Source organism: Streptomyces sp. NPDC058650, assembly GCF_042717315.1.
Classification (GTDB): Bacteria; Actinomycetota; Actinomycetes; order Streptomycetales; family Streptomycetaceae; genus Streptomyces.
The window spans coordinates 276,156-289,679 of record NZ_JBHXRL010000006.1 but is presented as its reverse complement, the minus strand read 5'-3'; the positions used below and the strand labels follow the sequence as shown (position 1 = coordinate 289,679).

Annotated in this window: 18 protein-coding genes; 17 read left to right on the top strand and 1 reads right to left on the bottom strand. The window is 72.7% G+C overall.

Translation table 11 applies throughout. The features are described from left to right. The first annotated feature begins 88 nt into the window (after positions 1-88). From hisD to ACFWWU_RS13510, 10 genes are all read left to right on the top strand, one after another. Positions 89-1,429 carry a histidinol dehydrogenase gene (gene hisD / locus ACFWWU_RS13555; protein WP_384143614.1) on the top strand — a complete coding sequence of 447 codons (1,341 nt, stop codon included), beginning with the start codon at positions 89-91 and terminating at the stop codon, positions 1,427-1,429. Next, on the top strand, positions 1,426-2,556 hold the full coding sequence (locus tag ACFWWU_RS13550) for a histidinol-phosphate transaminase (RefSeq protein WP_384143611.1): 1,131 nt from the start codon (positions 1,426-1,428) through the stop codon (positions 2,554-2,556). Before hisD ends, ACFWWU_RS13550 begins: the two co-directional genes overlap by 4 nt. Further along, complete coding sequence (gene hisB, locus ACFWWU_RS13545) at positions 2,553-3,146, top strand: imidazoleglycerol-phosphate dehydratase HisB (RefSeq protein WP_015032911.1); 594 nt, start codon at positions 2,553-2,555, stop codon at positions 3,144-3,146. The genes ACFWWU_RS13550 and hisB overlap by 4 nt, the downstream gene beginning before the upstream one ends. Positions 3,147-3,148: 2 nt before the next feature. Beyond that, complete coding sequence (locus tag ACFWWU_RS13540) at positions 3,149-3,313, top strand: hypothetical protein (protein WP_384143607.1); 165 nt, start codon at positions 3,149-3,151, stop codon at positions 3,311-3,313. Further along, positions 3,310-3,960 carry an imidazole glycerol phosphate synthase subunit HisH gene (gene hisH, locus ACFWWU_RS13535; protein ID WP_384143604.1) on the top strand — a complete coding sequence of 217 codons (651 nt, stop codon included), beginning with the start codon at positions 3,310-3,312 and terminating at the stop codon, positions 3,958-3,960. The genes ACFWWU_RS13540 and hisH overlap by 4 nt, the downstream gene beginning before the upstream one ends. Before the next feature lie 2 nt (positions 3,961-3,962). Further along, positions 3,963-4,700 carry a bifunctional 1-(5-phosphoribosyl)-5-((5-phosphoribosylamino)methylideneamino)imidazole-4-carboxamide isomerase/phosphoribosylanthranilate isomerase PriA gene (gene priA / locus ACFWWU_RS13530; RefSeq protein ID WP_384143601.1) on the top strand — a complete coding sequence of 246 codons (738 nt, stop codon included), beginning with the start codon at positions 3,963-3,965 and terminating at the stop codon, positions 4,698-4,700. Continuing rightward, positions 4,697-5,110 (top strand): RidA family protein, encoded by a 414-nt coding sequence (locus ACFWWU_RS13525; RefSeq protein ID WP_384143598.1) that lies wholly within the window; start codon positions 4,697-4,699, stop codon positions 5,108-5,110. Before priA ends, ACFWWU_RS13525 begins: the two co-directional genes overlap by 4 nt. Then, positions 5,107-5,862 (top strand): imidazole glycerol phosphate synthase subunit HisF, encoded by a 756-nt coding sequence (gene hisF / locus ACFWWU_RS13520; RefSeq protein WP_384143595.1) that lies wholly within the window; start codon positions 5,107-5,109, stop codon positions 5,860-5,862. The genes ACFWWU_RS13525 and hisF overlap by 4 nt, the downstream gene beginning before the upstream one ends. Positions 5,863-5,970: 108 nt before the next feature. Further along, entirely contained in the window at positions 5,971-6,558 is a 588-nt protein-coding gene (locus ACFWWU_RS13515) for an ArsR/SmtB family transcription factor (RefSeq protein ID WP_384143592.1), read from the top strand. Then, positions 6,555-7,793 (top strand): MFS transporter, encoded by a 1,239-nt coding sequence (locus ACFWWU_RS13510; RefSeq protein WP_384143589.1) that lies wholly within the window; start codon positions 6,555-6,557, stop codon positions 7,791-7,793. The genes ACFWWU_RS13515 and ACFWWU_RS13510 overlap by 4 nt, the downstream gene beginning before the upstream one ends. Before the next feature lie 95 nt (positions 7,794-7,888). On the opposite strand, the gene ACFWWU_RS13505 is transcribed toward ACFWWU_RS13510, so the two are convergent. Beyond that, positions 7,889-8,524 carry a TIGR03085 family metal-binding protein gene (locus tag ACFWWU_RS13505; RefSeq protein ID WP_384143585.1) on the bottom strand — a complete coding sequence of 212 codons (636 nt, stop codon included), beginning with the start codon at positions 8,522-8,524 and terminating at the stop codon, positions 7,889-7,891. Positions 8,525-8,608: 84 nt separating this feature from the next. Between ACFWWU_RS13505 and hisI the strand changes: the two genes are divergently transcribed. The 7 genes from hisI to trpM all read left to right on the top strand — a co-directional run bounded on the left by hisI (position 8,609) and on the right by trpM (position 13,432). Further along, positions 8,609-8,959, top strand: a complete 351-nt coding sequence (hisI, locus tag ACFWWU_RS13500) for a phosphoribosyl-AMP cyclohydrolase (RefSeq protein ID WP_384143582.1) — start codon at positions 8,609-8,611, stop codon at positions 8,957-8,959. Between the two features lie 11 nt (positions 8,960-8,970). Continuing rightward, positions 8,971-10,461, top strand: a complete 1,491-nt coding sequence (locus ACFWWU_RS13495) for an anthranilate synthase component I (protein ID WP_384143579.1) — start codon at positions 8,971-8,973, stop codon at positions 10,459-10,461. 14 nt (positions 10,462-10,475) lie between these two features. After that, complete coding sequence (locus ACFWWU_RS13490; protein ID WP_384143576.1) at positions 10,476-11,129, top strand: TIGR02234 family membrane protein; 654 nt, start codon at positions 10,476-10,478, stop codon at positions 11,127-11,129. Between the two features lie 151 nt (positions 11,130-11,280). Beyond that, positions 11,281-11,535, top strand: a complete 255-nt coding sequence (locus ACFWWU_RS13485) for an HGxxPAAW family protein (protein ID WP_384143573.1) — start codon at positions 11,281-11,283, stop codon at positions 11,533-11,535. A 77-nt stretch (positions 11,536-11,612) separates the two neighbouring features. Further along, entirely contained in the window at positions 11,613-12,170 is a 558-nt protein-coding gene (locus ACFWWU_RS13480; protein WP_384143570.1) for a DUF2752 domain-containing protein, read from the top strand. 154 nt (positions 12,171-12,324) lie between these two features. After that, positions 12,325-13,134, top strand: a complete 810-nt coding sequence (trpC, locus tag ACFWWU_RS13475; protein ID WP_384143567.1) for an indole-3-glycerol phosphate synthase TrpC — start codon at positions 12,325-12,327, stop codon at positions 13,132-13,134. A 7-nt stretch (positions 13,135-13,141) separates the two neighbouring features. Continuing rightward, positions 13,142-13,432 (top strand): tryptophan biosynthesis modulator TrpM, encoded by a 291-nt coding sequence (gene trpM / locus ACFWWU_RS13470; RefSeq protein WP_384143564.1) that lies wholly within the window; start codon positions 13,142-13,144, stop codon positions 13,430-13,432. The last annotated feature ends 92 nt before the right edge of the window (positions 13,433-13,524 follow it).

The following is a 13,524-nucleotide window of genomic DNA, read 5'->3' as shown; positions in this document are numbered from 1 at the left end:
CAAGACGCCACTGTGGCGGGTATCAGCGCGTGTATCAGCCAGTGATACAGGCGTCCGGAGCCGTGGTGCCGTCTGCGAGAATTGACCCGTGATCTCTCGAATCGATCTGCGCGACGAAGCCCTCCCCGAGGGTGCCGCCCTGCGCGACCTGCTGCCCCGTGCCGAGTTCGACGTGGAAGCCGCCCTGGAAACGGTGCGGCCGATCTGCGAGGACGTCCGGCATCATGGCGCGGCGGCAGTGATCGACTATGGCGAGAAATTCGACCACGTGCGGGTCCCGAGCCTCCGCGTGCCCGCCGAGGCGATCAGCCGCGCCCTCGAAGAGCTCGACCCGGCCGTCCGGGCCGCCCTCGAGGAGTCCATCCGGCGCACCCGCCTCGTCCACCGCGAGCAGCGCCGCACCACGCACACCACCCAGGTCGTCCCCGGCGGCACGGTCACCGAGAAGTGGATCCCGGTCGAGCGCGTCGGCCTGTACGTGCCGGGCGGCCGCGCCGTCTACCCGTCCTCCGTCGTGATGAACGTCGTCCCGGCCCAGGAGGCCGGCGTCGAGGGCCTGGCCGTCGCCTCGCCCCCGCAGAAGGAGTTCGGCGGACTGCCGCACCCGACGATCCTCGCCGCCTGCGCCCTGCTCGGCGTCGACGAGGTGTACGCCGCCGGCGGCGCCCAGGCCATCGCCATGTTCGCGTACGGCACCGAAGGCAGCGCAGACGAGCCCGGCTGCGCCCCCGTCAACCTGGTGACCGGCCCCGGCAACATCTACGTGGCCGCCGCCAAGCGCCTCCTCAAGGGCCGTATCGGCATCGACGCCGAGGCCGGCCCGACGGAGATCGCGATCCTCGCGGACTCCACCGCCGACCCCGTGCACGTCGCCGCCGACCTCATCAGCCAGGCCGAGCACGACCCGATGGCCGCCTCCGTCCTCGTCACCGACTCGGAGGAGCTGGCCGCCGCCACCGAGGCCGAGCTGAAGACCCAGGTCGCCGCCTCCAAGCACGTCGACGACCGGATCGCCCCGGCCCTGGCCGGCCGCCAGTCCGCGATCGTCCTCGTCCGCGACCTCGCCGACGGCCTCAAGGTCGTCGACGCGTACGGCGCCGAGCACCTGGAGATCCAGACCGCCGACGCCGCCGCCGTCGCCGACCGGGTCCGCAACGCGGGCGCGATCTTCGTCGGCGCCTGGGCCCCGGTCTCGCTCGGCGACTACTGCGCCGGCTCCAACCACGTCCTGCCCACCGGCGGCTGCGCCTGCCACTCCTCGGGCCTCTCCGTGCAGTCCTTCCTGCGCGGCGTGCACATCGTGGACTACACGCGGGACGCGCTCGCCGAGGTCGCCCACCACGTGGTGACCCTCGCCGAGGCCGAGGACCTCCCGGCCCACGGCGCCGCGATCAAGGCCCGGTTCGGGTGGAAGGTGCCCCAGCAGTGACCGAGATCCGCGACCCCGACCGATCCCCCTGGGACGAGCTGCCCGTCCGGGACGAGCTGCGCGGCAAGTCCCCGTACGGCGCGCCCCAGCTCGACGTCCCCGTCCAGCTGAACACCAACGAGAACCCCTACCCGCTGCCCGAGGTGCTCGTCGCCCGGATCGCGGAGCGCGTCGCCGACGCCGCCCGGAGCCTCAACCGCTACCCCGACCGGGACGCGATCGAGCTGCGCACCGAGCTCGCCCGCTACCTCTCCCGCACCGGGAAGCACCCGGTCTCCGTCGAGAACGTCTGGGCGGCCAACGGCTCCAACGAGGTCCTCCAGCAGTTGCTGCAGACCTTCGGCGGCCCGGGCCGTACCGCGATCGGCTTCGAGCCCTCGTACTCGATGCACGCCCTGATCGCCCGCGGCACCGGCACCGGCTGGATCTCGGGCCCGCGCGCCGACGACTTCACGATCGACCTGGTCGCGGCGGAGAAGGCGATCGCCGAGCACCGCCCGGACGTCGTCTTCATCACCTCGCCCAACAACCCCACCGGTACCGCCGTCGACGCCGAGACCGTCCTCGCCCTGTACGAGGCGGCGCAGGCGGCCAAGCCCTCCATGGTGGTCGTCGACGAGGCGTACGTGGAGTTCAGCCACCGCGACTCGCTGCTGCCCCTCATCGAGGGCCGGCCGAACCTGGTGGTCTCCCGGACCATGTCCAAGGCCTTCGGCGCCGCCGGGCTGCGCCTCGGCTACCTCGCCGCGCACCCGGCGGTGGTCGACGCCGTCCAGCTGGTCCGCCTGCCGTACCACCTCTCCGCCGTCACCCAGGCCACCGCGCTCGCCGCCCTGGAGCACACCGACACCCTTCTCGGGTACGTCGAGCAGCTCAAGGTGGAGCGCGACCGGCTCGTCACCGAACTGCGTGCCCTCGGCTACGAGGTCACCGAGTCCGACGCCAACTTCGTGCAGTTCGGCACGTTCGCCGACTCGCACGCGGCCTGGCAGCGGATCCTCGACCGGGGCGTCCTGGTCCGGGACAACGGCGTACCGGGCTGGCTGCGGGTCACCGCGGGCACCCCCGAAGAGAACGACGCGTTCCTCGACGCGGTCCGTGAACTGATGAAGGAGCAGAAGCGATGAGCCGCGTAGGCCGCGTTGAGCGCACCACCAAGGAGACCTCCGTCGTCGTCGAGATCGACCTCGACGGCACCGGGAAGGTCGACGTGTCGACCGGGGTCGGCTTCTACGACCACATGCTCGACCAGCTCGGCCGGCACGGTCTGTTCGACCTCACCGTCAAGACCGACGGCGATCTGCACATCGACTCGCACCACACCATCGAGGACACCGCCCTCGCCCTCGGCGCCGCCTTCAAGCAGGCCCTCGGCGACAAGGTCGGCATCTACCGCTTCGGCAACTGCACCGTCCCGCTGGACGAGTCGCTCGCCCAGGTGACCGTCGACCTCTCCGGCCGTCCGTACCTCGTGCACACCGAGCCCGAGAACATGGCGCCGATGATCGGGTCGTACGACACGACGATGACCCGGCACATCTTCGAGTCGTTCGTCGCGCAGGCCCAGATCGCGCTGCACATCCACGTCCCGTACGGGCGCAACGCCCACCACATCGTGGAGTGCCAGTTCAAGGCCTTCGCCCGCGCCCTGCGCTACGCCTCGGAGCGCGACCCGCGCGCCGCCGGAATCCTCCCCTCCACGAAGGGCGCGCTCTAACCGTGAACGGCCTCTCCACCATCCTCATCGTCATCGGGCTCTTCCTGCTCGGCGGCATCTACTCCTTCGTGAAGCAGCAGATGCCCAAGGGCCTCGTCGTGCTCGTCGCCCTCGGCGCCGCGATGTGCATCTCCGCCGGCGTGCTGCGGCTGGACGTGTGGTCATGAGCGTGACCGGCAGCCCCAAGAAGGTCGTCGTCTTCGACTACGGCTTCGGCAACGTCCGCTCCGCCGAGCGCGCGCTCGCCCGGGTCGGCGCCGACGTCGAGATCACCCGCGACTACGACAAGGCGATGAACGCCGACGGACTCCTCGTCCCCGGCGTCGGCGCCTTCTCCGCCTGCATGGACGGCCTCAAGGAGGCCCGCGGCGACTGGATCGTCGGCCGCAGGCTCTCCGGCGGCCGCCCCGTCATGGGCATCTGCGTCGGCATGCAGATCCTCTTCGCCCGCGGCATCGAGCACGGCGTGGAGAGCGAGGGCCTCGACGAGTGGCCCGGTACGGTCGAGCCGTTGAACGCCCCCGTCGTACCGCACATGGGCTGGAACACGGTGGACGCGCCCGAGGGCAGCGAGCAGTTCGCGGGCCTCGACGCCGACGCCCGGTTCTACTTCGTGCACTCCTACGCGGTGCGCGAGTGGAGCCTCGAGGTCGGCAACCCCAACATGCGCGCCCCCAAGGTCACCTGGGCCACCCACGGCGAGCCGTTCGTCGCGGCCGTCGAGAACGGCGCCCTCTGGGCGACCCAGTTCCACCCCGAGAAGTCCGGCGACGCCGGAGCCCAGCTCCTCACCAACTGGATCGGAACCCTGTGACTGTGTCTTCCAGGAACCTGCTCGAACTCCTCCCCGCCGTCGACGTCCGCGACGGCCAGGCGGTCCGTCTCGTGCACGGCGAGTCCGGCAGCGAGACCTCCTACGGCTCCCCGCTGGAGGCGGCCCTCGCCTGGCAGAGCGCGGGCGCCGAGTGGCTGCACCTGGTCGACCTCGACGCCGCCTTCGGCACCGGCGACAACCGCGCGCTGATCGCCGAGGTCGCGCAGGCCATGGACATCAAGGTGGAGCTCTCCGGCGGCATCCGCGACGACGCCTCGCTCGCGGCGGCGCTCGCCACCGGCTGCACCCGCGTCAACCTCGGCACCGCGGCCCTGGAGACCCCCGAGTGGGTCGCCAAGGTCATCGCCGAGTTCGGCGACAAGATCGCCGTCGGCCTCGACGTGCGCGGCACGACCCTGCGCGGCCGCGGCTGGACCCGTGACGGCGGCGACCTGTACGAGACGATGGCCCGCCTCGACGCCGAGGGCTGCGCCCGCTACGTCGTCACCGACATCGCCAAGGACGGCACGCTCCAGGGCCCCAACCTGGAGCTCCTGAGGAACGTCTGCGCGGCCACCGACAAGCCCGTCGTCGCCTCCGGCGGCGTCTCCTCCCTGGACGACCTGCGGGCCCTGTCCGGCCTCGTCCCGCTGGGCGTCGAGGGCGCGATCGTCGGCAAGGCGCTCTACGCCAAGGCGTTCACCCTGGAAGAGGCGCTGGAGGCGGTGGCTTCCGTATGACCGATTCCGTGCGCAAGGTGGTGACCGGTGCCCCCTGGGAGGAGCAGTTCGGCTACTCCCGCGCGGTGGAGCTGCCGAACGGCCTGGTCCTGGTCTCCGGCTGCACGTCGGTGGTCGGCGGTCAGATCGCCGGGGGAGGCCCCTACGAGCAGACGGTCAACTCCTTCAACGTGGCCCTCGACGCGCTGAAGCAGCTGGACCTGGGTGCGGAGCACGTCGTACGGACCCGGATGTACATCACGCACGCCCGGGACGTGGACGAGGTCGGCCGCGCCCACAAGGAGCTCTTCGGCACCGTCCGTCCGGCCGCGTCGATGATCATCGTCTCCGGCTTCGTCGACCCGAGCCTGGTCGTCGAGGTCGAGGTCGAGGCGGTCCGCCCAGAGGGACAGAAGGGCAGCGCGGAATGAGCCTCGCCGTACGCGTGATCCCCTGCCTGGACGTGGACAACGGCCGGGTCGTCAAGGGCGTCAACTTCCAGAACCTGCGCGACGCGGGCGACCCCGTCGAGATGGCCAAGCTGTACGACGCCGAGGGCGCCGACGAGCTGACCTTCCTCGACATCACCGCCTCCTCCGGGAACCGGGAGACCACCTACGACGTGGTGCGCCGCACCGCCGAGCAGGTCTTCATCCCGCTCACCGTGGGCGGCGGGGTCCGCGCGGCCCAGGACGTCGACAAGCTGCTGCGGGCCGGGGCCGACAAGGTGGGCGTCAACACCGCCGCCATCGAGCGCCCCGAGCTGATCCAGGAGATCGCGGAGCGCTTCGGCCGCCAGGTGCTCGTCCTCTCCGTGGACGCGCGCCGCACCGATTCGGGCTCCTTCGAGGTCACCACCCACGGCGGACGCCGGGGCACCGGCATCGACGCCGTCGAGTGGGCGCACCGGGCCGCGGAGCTGGGCGCGGGCGAGATCCTGCTCAACTCGATGGACGCGGACGGCACCAAGGACGGCTACGACACCGAGATGATCGCGGCCGTGCGCAAGCACGTCACGGTCCCGGTGATCGCCTCCGGCGGCGCCGGCAAGCTCTCCGACTTCCCGCCGGCCGTCGCGGCGGGCGCGGACGCGGTGCTCGCCGCCTCCGTCTTCCACTTCGGCGACCTGCGGATCTCGCAGGTCAAGGACGCGCTGCGGGAGGCGGGCCACCCGGTCCGCTGAGCGGTCGTCAAGAAGGGCCCCTTGGGGCCCTTCTTCTCCCCCAGATGCGCAGGATTATTTGTGCAATTTCTGTTGTGCAAGTTTTCTTGCGCATCTAGGGTCGGTGTCATGACCTCGCAGGAGAACCGTCGGATCACCGACCTCGGCACCCTCAAGGCCATCTCGCACCCGCTGCGGATGCGCCTCTACCGCGCCCTCTTCGTGGCCCGCACCGCCACCGCCTCCCAGCTCGCCGACCAGGTCGACGAGGCCGTCTCGCTCGTCAGCTACCACCTGCGCAAGCTCGCCGACCACGGCCTCATCGAGGAGGCCGAGACCCGGTCGGCGGACGGCCGCGAGCGCTGGTGGCAGCCCAGCTCGTACGGCGTCTCCATCCGCGACGAGGACGTCCGGGGCACGCCCGAGCTGGCCGCCGCGAGCGACGCCATCGGCCGCACCATCAACGAACAGCGCACCGAACTCCACCGGCGCTTCCTCGACGAGCGTCTGACCTGGTCCGACGCATGGCGCTCCGCCTCCATCAGCTCCGAGTGGCTGCCCCGGCTCACCGCCGCCGAGCTCACCTCCCTCAGCGAGGAGCTCGAAGCCGTCTTGGAGAAGTACGACCAGAAGGCCCGCGCCGCCGAGGCGGCCGGCGAGACCGAGGGCCGCGAGAACGTCGCCGTCCACCTCCACGCGTTCCCCTACCACTCGTGACGGCCACCCAGCTCGCCCCCGTCGAGCGCCCCGCCTACCGCGACCCCAACGTCCTGCGCTGGCTCGGCGCGTACACCGCGTCCGCCACCGGCGACATGGTCTACCACCTGGCCCTCTCCTGGGCCGCCGTACAGAGCGGCACCCCCGCGCAGGCCGGGATCGTCCTCGCCCTCAGCGCCGTGATGCGCGCCCTGCTCATGCTCGGCGGGGGAGTGGTCGCCGACCGCTTCGGGCCCTGGCGCGTGGTCATATCCTCCGACGCCGTCCGCTGTGTCGTCGTCCTCGGCGTCGCCGCGACACTGGCCCTCGCGACCCCCGGCCTCTGGGTCCTCGCCGCCGTCGCGCTCGTCTTCGGAGCCGTGGACGCCCTGTTCATGCCCGCCGTCGGCGCCCTGCCGCCCCGGATCGCCGCCTCCGGACAGCTCGGCAGGGTCCAGGGGATGCGGGGCCTCGCCTACCGGATCTCCGTCCTCGTCGGCGCCCCGCTCGGCGGACTCGCGGTCGCCCTCGGCGGGTCGGCCGCCGCGTTCGGCGCCGCCGGGCTGCTCTTCGCCTTCTCGCTGCCCCTGCTCCTGACGCTCCGCCTCAGGCCGCTGCCGACCGACGAGGAGGCCCGCGAGCAGACCACCGCCCTGCACGACCTGGCCGACGGACTGCGCTACCTCCGCCGCCACCGCGTCCTCGGCCCGCTGATGATCGTCGTCGCCCTCAGCGACCTCGGCTTCGTCGGCCCCCTCAACGTCGGTCTCGCGCTCCTCTCCGACCTGCGCGGCTGGGGCGCCGCCGGCATCGGCTGGATCCTCGCCGGCTTCGGTACGGGCGCGGGGGCCGCGTCCCTGCTCCTGACGGTCCGGGGCCGCGTCCCGCGCGCCGGGTTCGTCCTCTCCTGGACCATCGCCCTCGGCGCGGTGTCGATCGCCGCCCTCGCGTACGTACCGCAGCTGCCGGTGGCCGTCGCGGTGTCCGTCGCGGTCGGCCTGCTCGCCGGCCTCAGCGGCGCCCTGTGCGGAGCACTCACCCAGACCGAGTGCGACCCCGCCTACCTGGGCCGGGTCACCTCGGTGTCCACCTTCTTCAGCCTCGGCATCGCCCCGCTGAGCTTCCCGCTCACCGGCGCGGCCGTCGGGACATGGGGCCCCGCCCCGGTCTTCACCGCCAGCGCCGCCGTCTGCGCCCTCGGCGGGATCTACGGCCTCTCGGTGAAGGCGCTCCGCCGCGCGGAACTGCCGAAGTAGCCCGGAAGCGCCACCGCGGCAGCCCGGAAGCGCCACCGAAGTAGCCCCGAACCAGCCCGGAACCAGCCCGGAACCAGCCCGGAGCCAGCCCGGAACTAGATCCCCAGCTGCTTCGCCTCCCGCAGCCGCTCGATCGCCTCGGGCTCGCCGTCCAGGGCCACCTTCGCCGACGCCTGGCGGCCGTACAGGTACATCACGAGCTCGCCAGGCTCCCCGGAGGCCGTCACCACCGGGGTGCCGCGGTGCGCCACCGCCGTCTGGCCGTTCGGACGGCGCAGCACCAGGCCCACCGGGGCCTTCCGGCCGAGAAGCCGGGCCATGCGCTCCAGACGGGACCAGAGGACGTCCGCGAAGACCGGATCGAGCTCGCGCGCCGACCAGTCCGGCTGGGCCCGCCGCACGTCCTCCGCGTGGACGTAGAACTCGACGACGTTCGCCCCCTCGTCCACCTGCTTGATGGTGAACGGGGAGAACCGCGGCGGCCCCGTACGGATGAGCTGGATCAGTTCCTCGTACGGCTTGTCGGCGAATTCCGCCTGCACCCGGTCCTGCCGCTCCTTCAGCGCCGGCACGAGCGAGCCCACCGCGGCGTCCGGGCGCCGCTCGCGGACCACCACATGGGCCGCGAGGTCCCGGGTCCGCCAGCCCTCGCAGAGCGTCGGGGCGTCCGGGCCTGCCGCCTCCAACAGATCGGCGAGCAGAAGCCGTTCACGTTTCGCATGAGTCGACATGCCCGCCAGCGTACGACCGGGGCCGCCGGTCCGCCCAGTGGACGTCCCGCCGGACACCCCGCCCGAGCGCGGCACAATGGCGCCATGAGCAGCAATCTCGACCCGGCCATCGCCGCCCGCCTCAAGCGCGGCCCCGACGGGCTCGTGCCCGCCATCGCCCAGCAGTACGACACCGGCGAGGTGCTGATGCTGGGCTGGATGGACGACGAAGCCCTCCACCGCACCCTCACCACCGGCCGCTGCACCTACTGGTCCCGCAGCCGTCGCGAGTACTGGGTCAAGGGCGACACCTCCGGGCACGTCCAGCACGTCAAGTCCGTCGCCCTCGACTGCGACGCCGACACCGTCCTCGTCAAGGTCGACCAGGTCGGAGCCGCCTGCCACACCGGCGACCGCACCTGCTTCGACGCCGACGTGCTCCCGCTCTCCCAGTAAGGTCTGGCGCCATGGATCTCGAGACCTTCCGCAAGCTGGCGGCCGACCGCCGCGTCATCCCCGTCAGCCGCAGGCTCCTCGCGGACGGCGACACCCCGGTCGGGCTCTACCGCAAGCTAGCCGCCGAACGCGCCGGCACCTTCCTCCTCGAATCCGCGGAGAACGGCCGCAGCTGGTCCCGCTACTCCTTCGTCGGAGTCCGCAGCGACGCCACCCTCACCGTCCGGGACGGCGAGGCCCACTGGCTCGGCACCCCGCCCGTCGGCGTCCCCACGGACGGCGACCCCCTCCAGGCCCTGCGCGCCACGGTCGAGACCCTCCACACCCCCCGGAGCCCCGAGCCCGGGATGCCCCCGTTCACCGGCGGCATGGTCGGCTACCTCGGTTACGACATCGTCCGCCGCCTGGAGAAGATCGGGGACTCCACCCGCGACGACCTGAAGCTCCCCGAGCTCACCATGCTCCTCACCAGTGACCTCGCGGTCCTCGACCACTGGGACGGCACGGTCCTGCTGATCGCCAACGCGATCAACCACAACGACCTGGAGACCGGCGTCGACGAGGCGTACGCGCACGCCGTCGCCCGCCTCGACGCCATGGAGGCCGACCTGGCCCGCCCGGTCGCCACCGTCCCCGCCGCGCTCCCGCCCTCCGAGCTGCCGGAGTTCTCGGCCCTCTGGGGCGGCCCGGCCTACCAGGACGCCGTCGAGGACATCAAGGAGCGCATCCGCGCCGGTGAGGCCTTCCAGGTCGTCCCCTCCCAGCGCTTCGAGACCCCGTGCGCCGCCTCCGCGCTCGACGTCTACCGGGTCCTGCGGGCCACCAACCCGTCCCCGTACATGTACCTCTTCCGCTTCGAGAACGGCTTCGACGTCGTCGGATCCAGCCCCGAGGCCCTCGTCAAGGTCGAGGACGGCCACGCGCTGCTCCACCCCATCGCCGGCACCCGGCACCGCGGCGCCACCCCGCAGGAGGACCACGACCTCGCCGAGGAACTGCTCGCCGACCCCAAGGAGCGCGCCGAGCACCTCATGCTCGTCGACCTCGGCCGCAACGACCTCGGCCGGGTGTGCGCGCCCGGCTCGGTGGAGGTCGTCGACTTCATGTCCGTCGAGCGCTACTCGCACGTCATGCACATCGTCTCCACCGTGACCGGCAAGGTCGCCGAGGGACGGACCGCCTTCGACGTCCTCACCGCCTGCTTCCCGGCCGGCACGCTCTCCGGCGCGCCCAAGCCCCGCGCCATGCAGATCATCGAGGAGCTCGAACCCTCCCGGCGCGGCCTGTACGGCGGATGTGTCGGTTATCTCGATTTCGCCGGCGACGCGGACACGGCCATCGCCATCCGCACCGCCCTGCTGCGCGACGGCACCGCGTACGTGCAGGCCGGAGCGGGTGTCGTCGCCGATTCCGATCCGGTCGCCGAGGACAACGAGTGCCGCAACAAGGCCGCGGCCGTGCTCCGCGCCGTGCACACCGCCAACCGGATGAACGGCTCCTGAGGACGTAGGGGATAGTGGGGTACGTGAGTGCCGTACCCGTACCCCAGCCCCGGGCAGCCCGCGTGGCCGTCCCCACCGGCGGAGGCCGCCGCAGCCTGGCCGCGGCCCTCTTCCTCGGCGCCCTCGGTGCCACCGTCGTCCTGCTCTCGGCCGGCCAGATCTGGGCGGAGGGCGTCGCGTCCGTCGGCGGCGGCACCGTTCCCGTCGAAGCCGACGGCGGCGCCGTCACCGGTGTGCCGACCGCCCTCGCGATCGTCGGACTCGCCGCGCTCTTCGCCGTCTTCGCCGTGCGCCGCACCGGCCGCACCCTCGTCGCCGCGCTCCTCGCGCTGAGCGGCGCGGGCGCCGCGCTCGCCGCGGTCCTCGGCGCCTCCGACAGCTCCGCCCTCAACGCGGAGGCCGCCCGGATCAGCGGCGACACCGCCGCCGTCGTGAGCGGCCTGACCCACACCGCCTGGCCGTACGTCACGGCCGCCGGCGCCGCCCTCATCCTGCTCGCCGGCCTCCTCGCGCTGCGCTTCGGCACGACCTGGCCGGCGATGGGCGGCCGCTACGAGCGGTCCGGGACCCCGCGCACCGTGCGCACCGCCCCCGCGGTCGACCCGGACCGGCCCGAGGACCTCTGGAAGGCCCTGGACCGCGGCGAGGACCCCACCCGCGGCGAGTGAACCGGCGAAGGCGACGCGGAGGGCTCACCGCGACGCGTGATCGTCCGGGCACCCCCGATTCATCCTCGCGCGCCCGCGTGCGGGACAATGAGCACGGAGTGTCCGCGCACGCGAGACCTCACCACCGAGCAACAGCAACGAGGAGCAACTCATGGCGGGCAGCGCCCACGGACACACCCCGGCCGCCTGGACCGGTGTCATCATCTCCTTCATCGGCTTCTGCATCGCCGGCGTCTTCATGGTGGCCGCCAACCAGCCCGGATTCTGGGCGGGCATGGGTGTCATCGTCCTCGGCGGCATCGTCGGCGGCGCGATGAAGGCCGCAGGCCTCGGCATGCCGAAGGAGTCGGCGGCCGTCACCGCCGCCCGCGAGGCCGCGACCGCGACCGCGCAGGCCCGTTCCTGACGCGACACGACGCACCCGAAGGCGCAGTCCGGCCGTGCCGGGCTGCGCCTTCGCGCGTCAGGGGCGAGAATCACCGGGTGGACCCGCAGCCGACGGCCGAAGCCGAAGCCGAAGCCAAGACCGACCCAGCACCCCTCGCCCGACCGGGTGAATCCGCCCGGGCGGATGCTCCGGGCCCGGCCGCACCCGCGGGACCCGGGGTGTTCACCGGCGTACACCCCGTCCCACCGGGGCCGCGACCGCTCGCCCGGCGGCTGCTCGCGCCGGTCGCGACCCTCGCCGGGGCCGTCGCCGCCTTCGCCTACGTCGGGACCGTCGACCCCAACGAACCCGGGCACTACCCCGTCTGCCCCCTGCTCCGCTTCACCGGCATCCTCTGCCCCGGGTGCGGCGGACTCCGCAGCGCCCACGCCTTCGCCCACGGCGACCTCCCGGCCGCCCTGGGCGCGAACGCCCTCGCCGTCCTCGGCTACGGACTCTTCGCCGTCGTCATGGCCCTATGGCTGGTTCGCGCCGTGCGCGAGGTGCCGATGCGCCTCGTGATCTCCCCGGCCTGGTGGTGGGGGATCGGGGCCGTCGTCGCCGTCTTCACCCTGGTCCGGAACCTCCCCTTCGGCTCCGCGCTGGCCCCGTGAGGGTCCGCGCGCTCCCGGGCAAACCCCTACGGGAGTCCCAGCAGGTGGGACGCCACTCCGGCCGATGCGGGTCCGGGGCCGTCCTGCGGATAGGATCGATGTGGCTGAACCTGGTTCCTCATCACCATCACCGTCCCGGAAGGGGGCCCCTCGCGTGAGTGTGCTCGACGAGATCATCGAAGGCGTACGCGCCGACCTCGCAGAGCGGCAGGCGCGGGTCACCCTCGACGAGCTCAAGGAGCGCGCCGCCAAGGCGCCGCAGGCCAAGGACGGCGTCGCCGCACTGCGCGGCGACGGCGTCAAGGTGATCTGCGAGGTCAAGCGCTCCAGCCCGTCCAAGGGTGCGCTCGCCGCTATCGCCGACCCCGCCGCACTCGCCGCGGACTACGAAGCGGGCGGCGCGGCCGTCATCTCCGTCCTCACGGAAGAACGCCGCTTCGGCGGCTCCCTCGCCGACCTGGAGGCCGTGCGCGCCCGGGTCGACATCCCCGTCCTGCGCAAGGACTTCATCGTCACCGCGTACCAGCTCTGGGAAGCCCGGGCGTACGGAGCGGATCTCGCGCTCCTCATCGTCTCCGCCCTGGAGCAGGAGGCGCTGGTCTCCCTCATCGAGCGTGCCGAGTCCATCGGGCTGACCCCGCTGGTCGAGGTCCACGACGAGGAGGAGGTCGAGCGCGCCGTCGACGCGGGCGCCCGGATCATCGGCGTCAACGCACGCGACCTCAAGACCCTCAAGGTCGACCGCACCACCTTCGAGCGCGTCGCCCCCGAGATCCCGGCGCACATCGTCAAGATCGCCGAGTCCGGCGTCCGCGGCCCGCACGACCTCATCGCGTACGCCAACGCCGGCGCCGACGCGGTCCTGGTCGGCGAGTCCCTCGTCACCGGCCGCGACCCGAAGGCCGCTGTCGCCGATCTGGTCGCCGCCGGCGCCCACCCGGCCCTCCGCCACGGCCGGAGCTGACCCCGTCATGACCGTCGTCCACGCCACGCCGACCCCTCCGGGCACCGCCCGGGGGATCGTCGGCGTGTCGTCGGCGGTCACCGGACGCGGCGGCAGGCTGCGAACCGCCGCCGCGTTCGTACCGGCACCGCACGCCCCGCTGGCCAGGGGCTGCCGACCGCGCGGCTGCCGCGCACCCGCCCGCCGTGTCCACGGCCGCCGGGTCCGGTACGTGATCGGCGACGAGCCCGGCCAGGTCAACGGCATGCGATGGCGCGCGCGCCCCGCGCGCACCACCACGAACACCACCCCCGCCTGACAAGGCCGGCCCCTCCCTCTGCCACCCCGTTGTGGCGGGGGCGCCCTCACATGGGAATCGGGCGCGGTCCTGACCGGCCGCGGTGTCGCCGT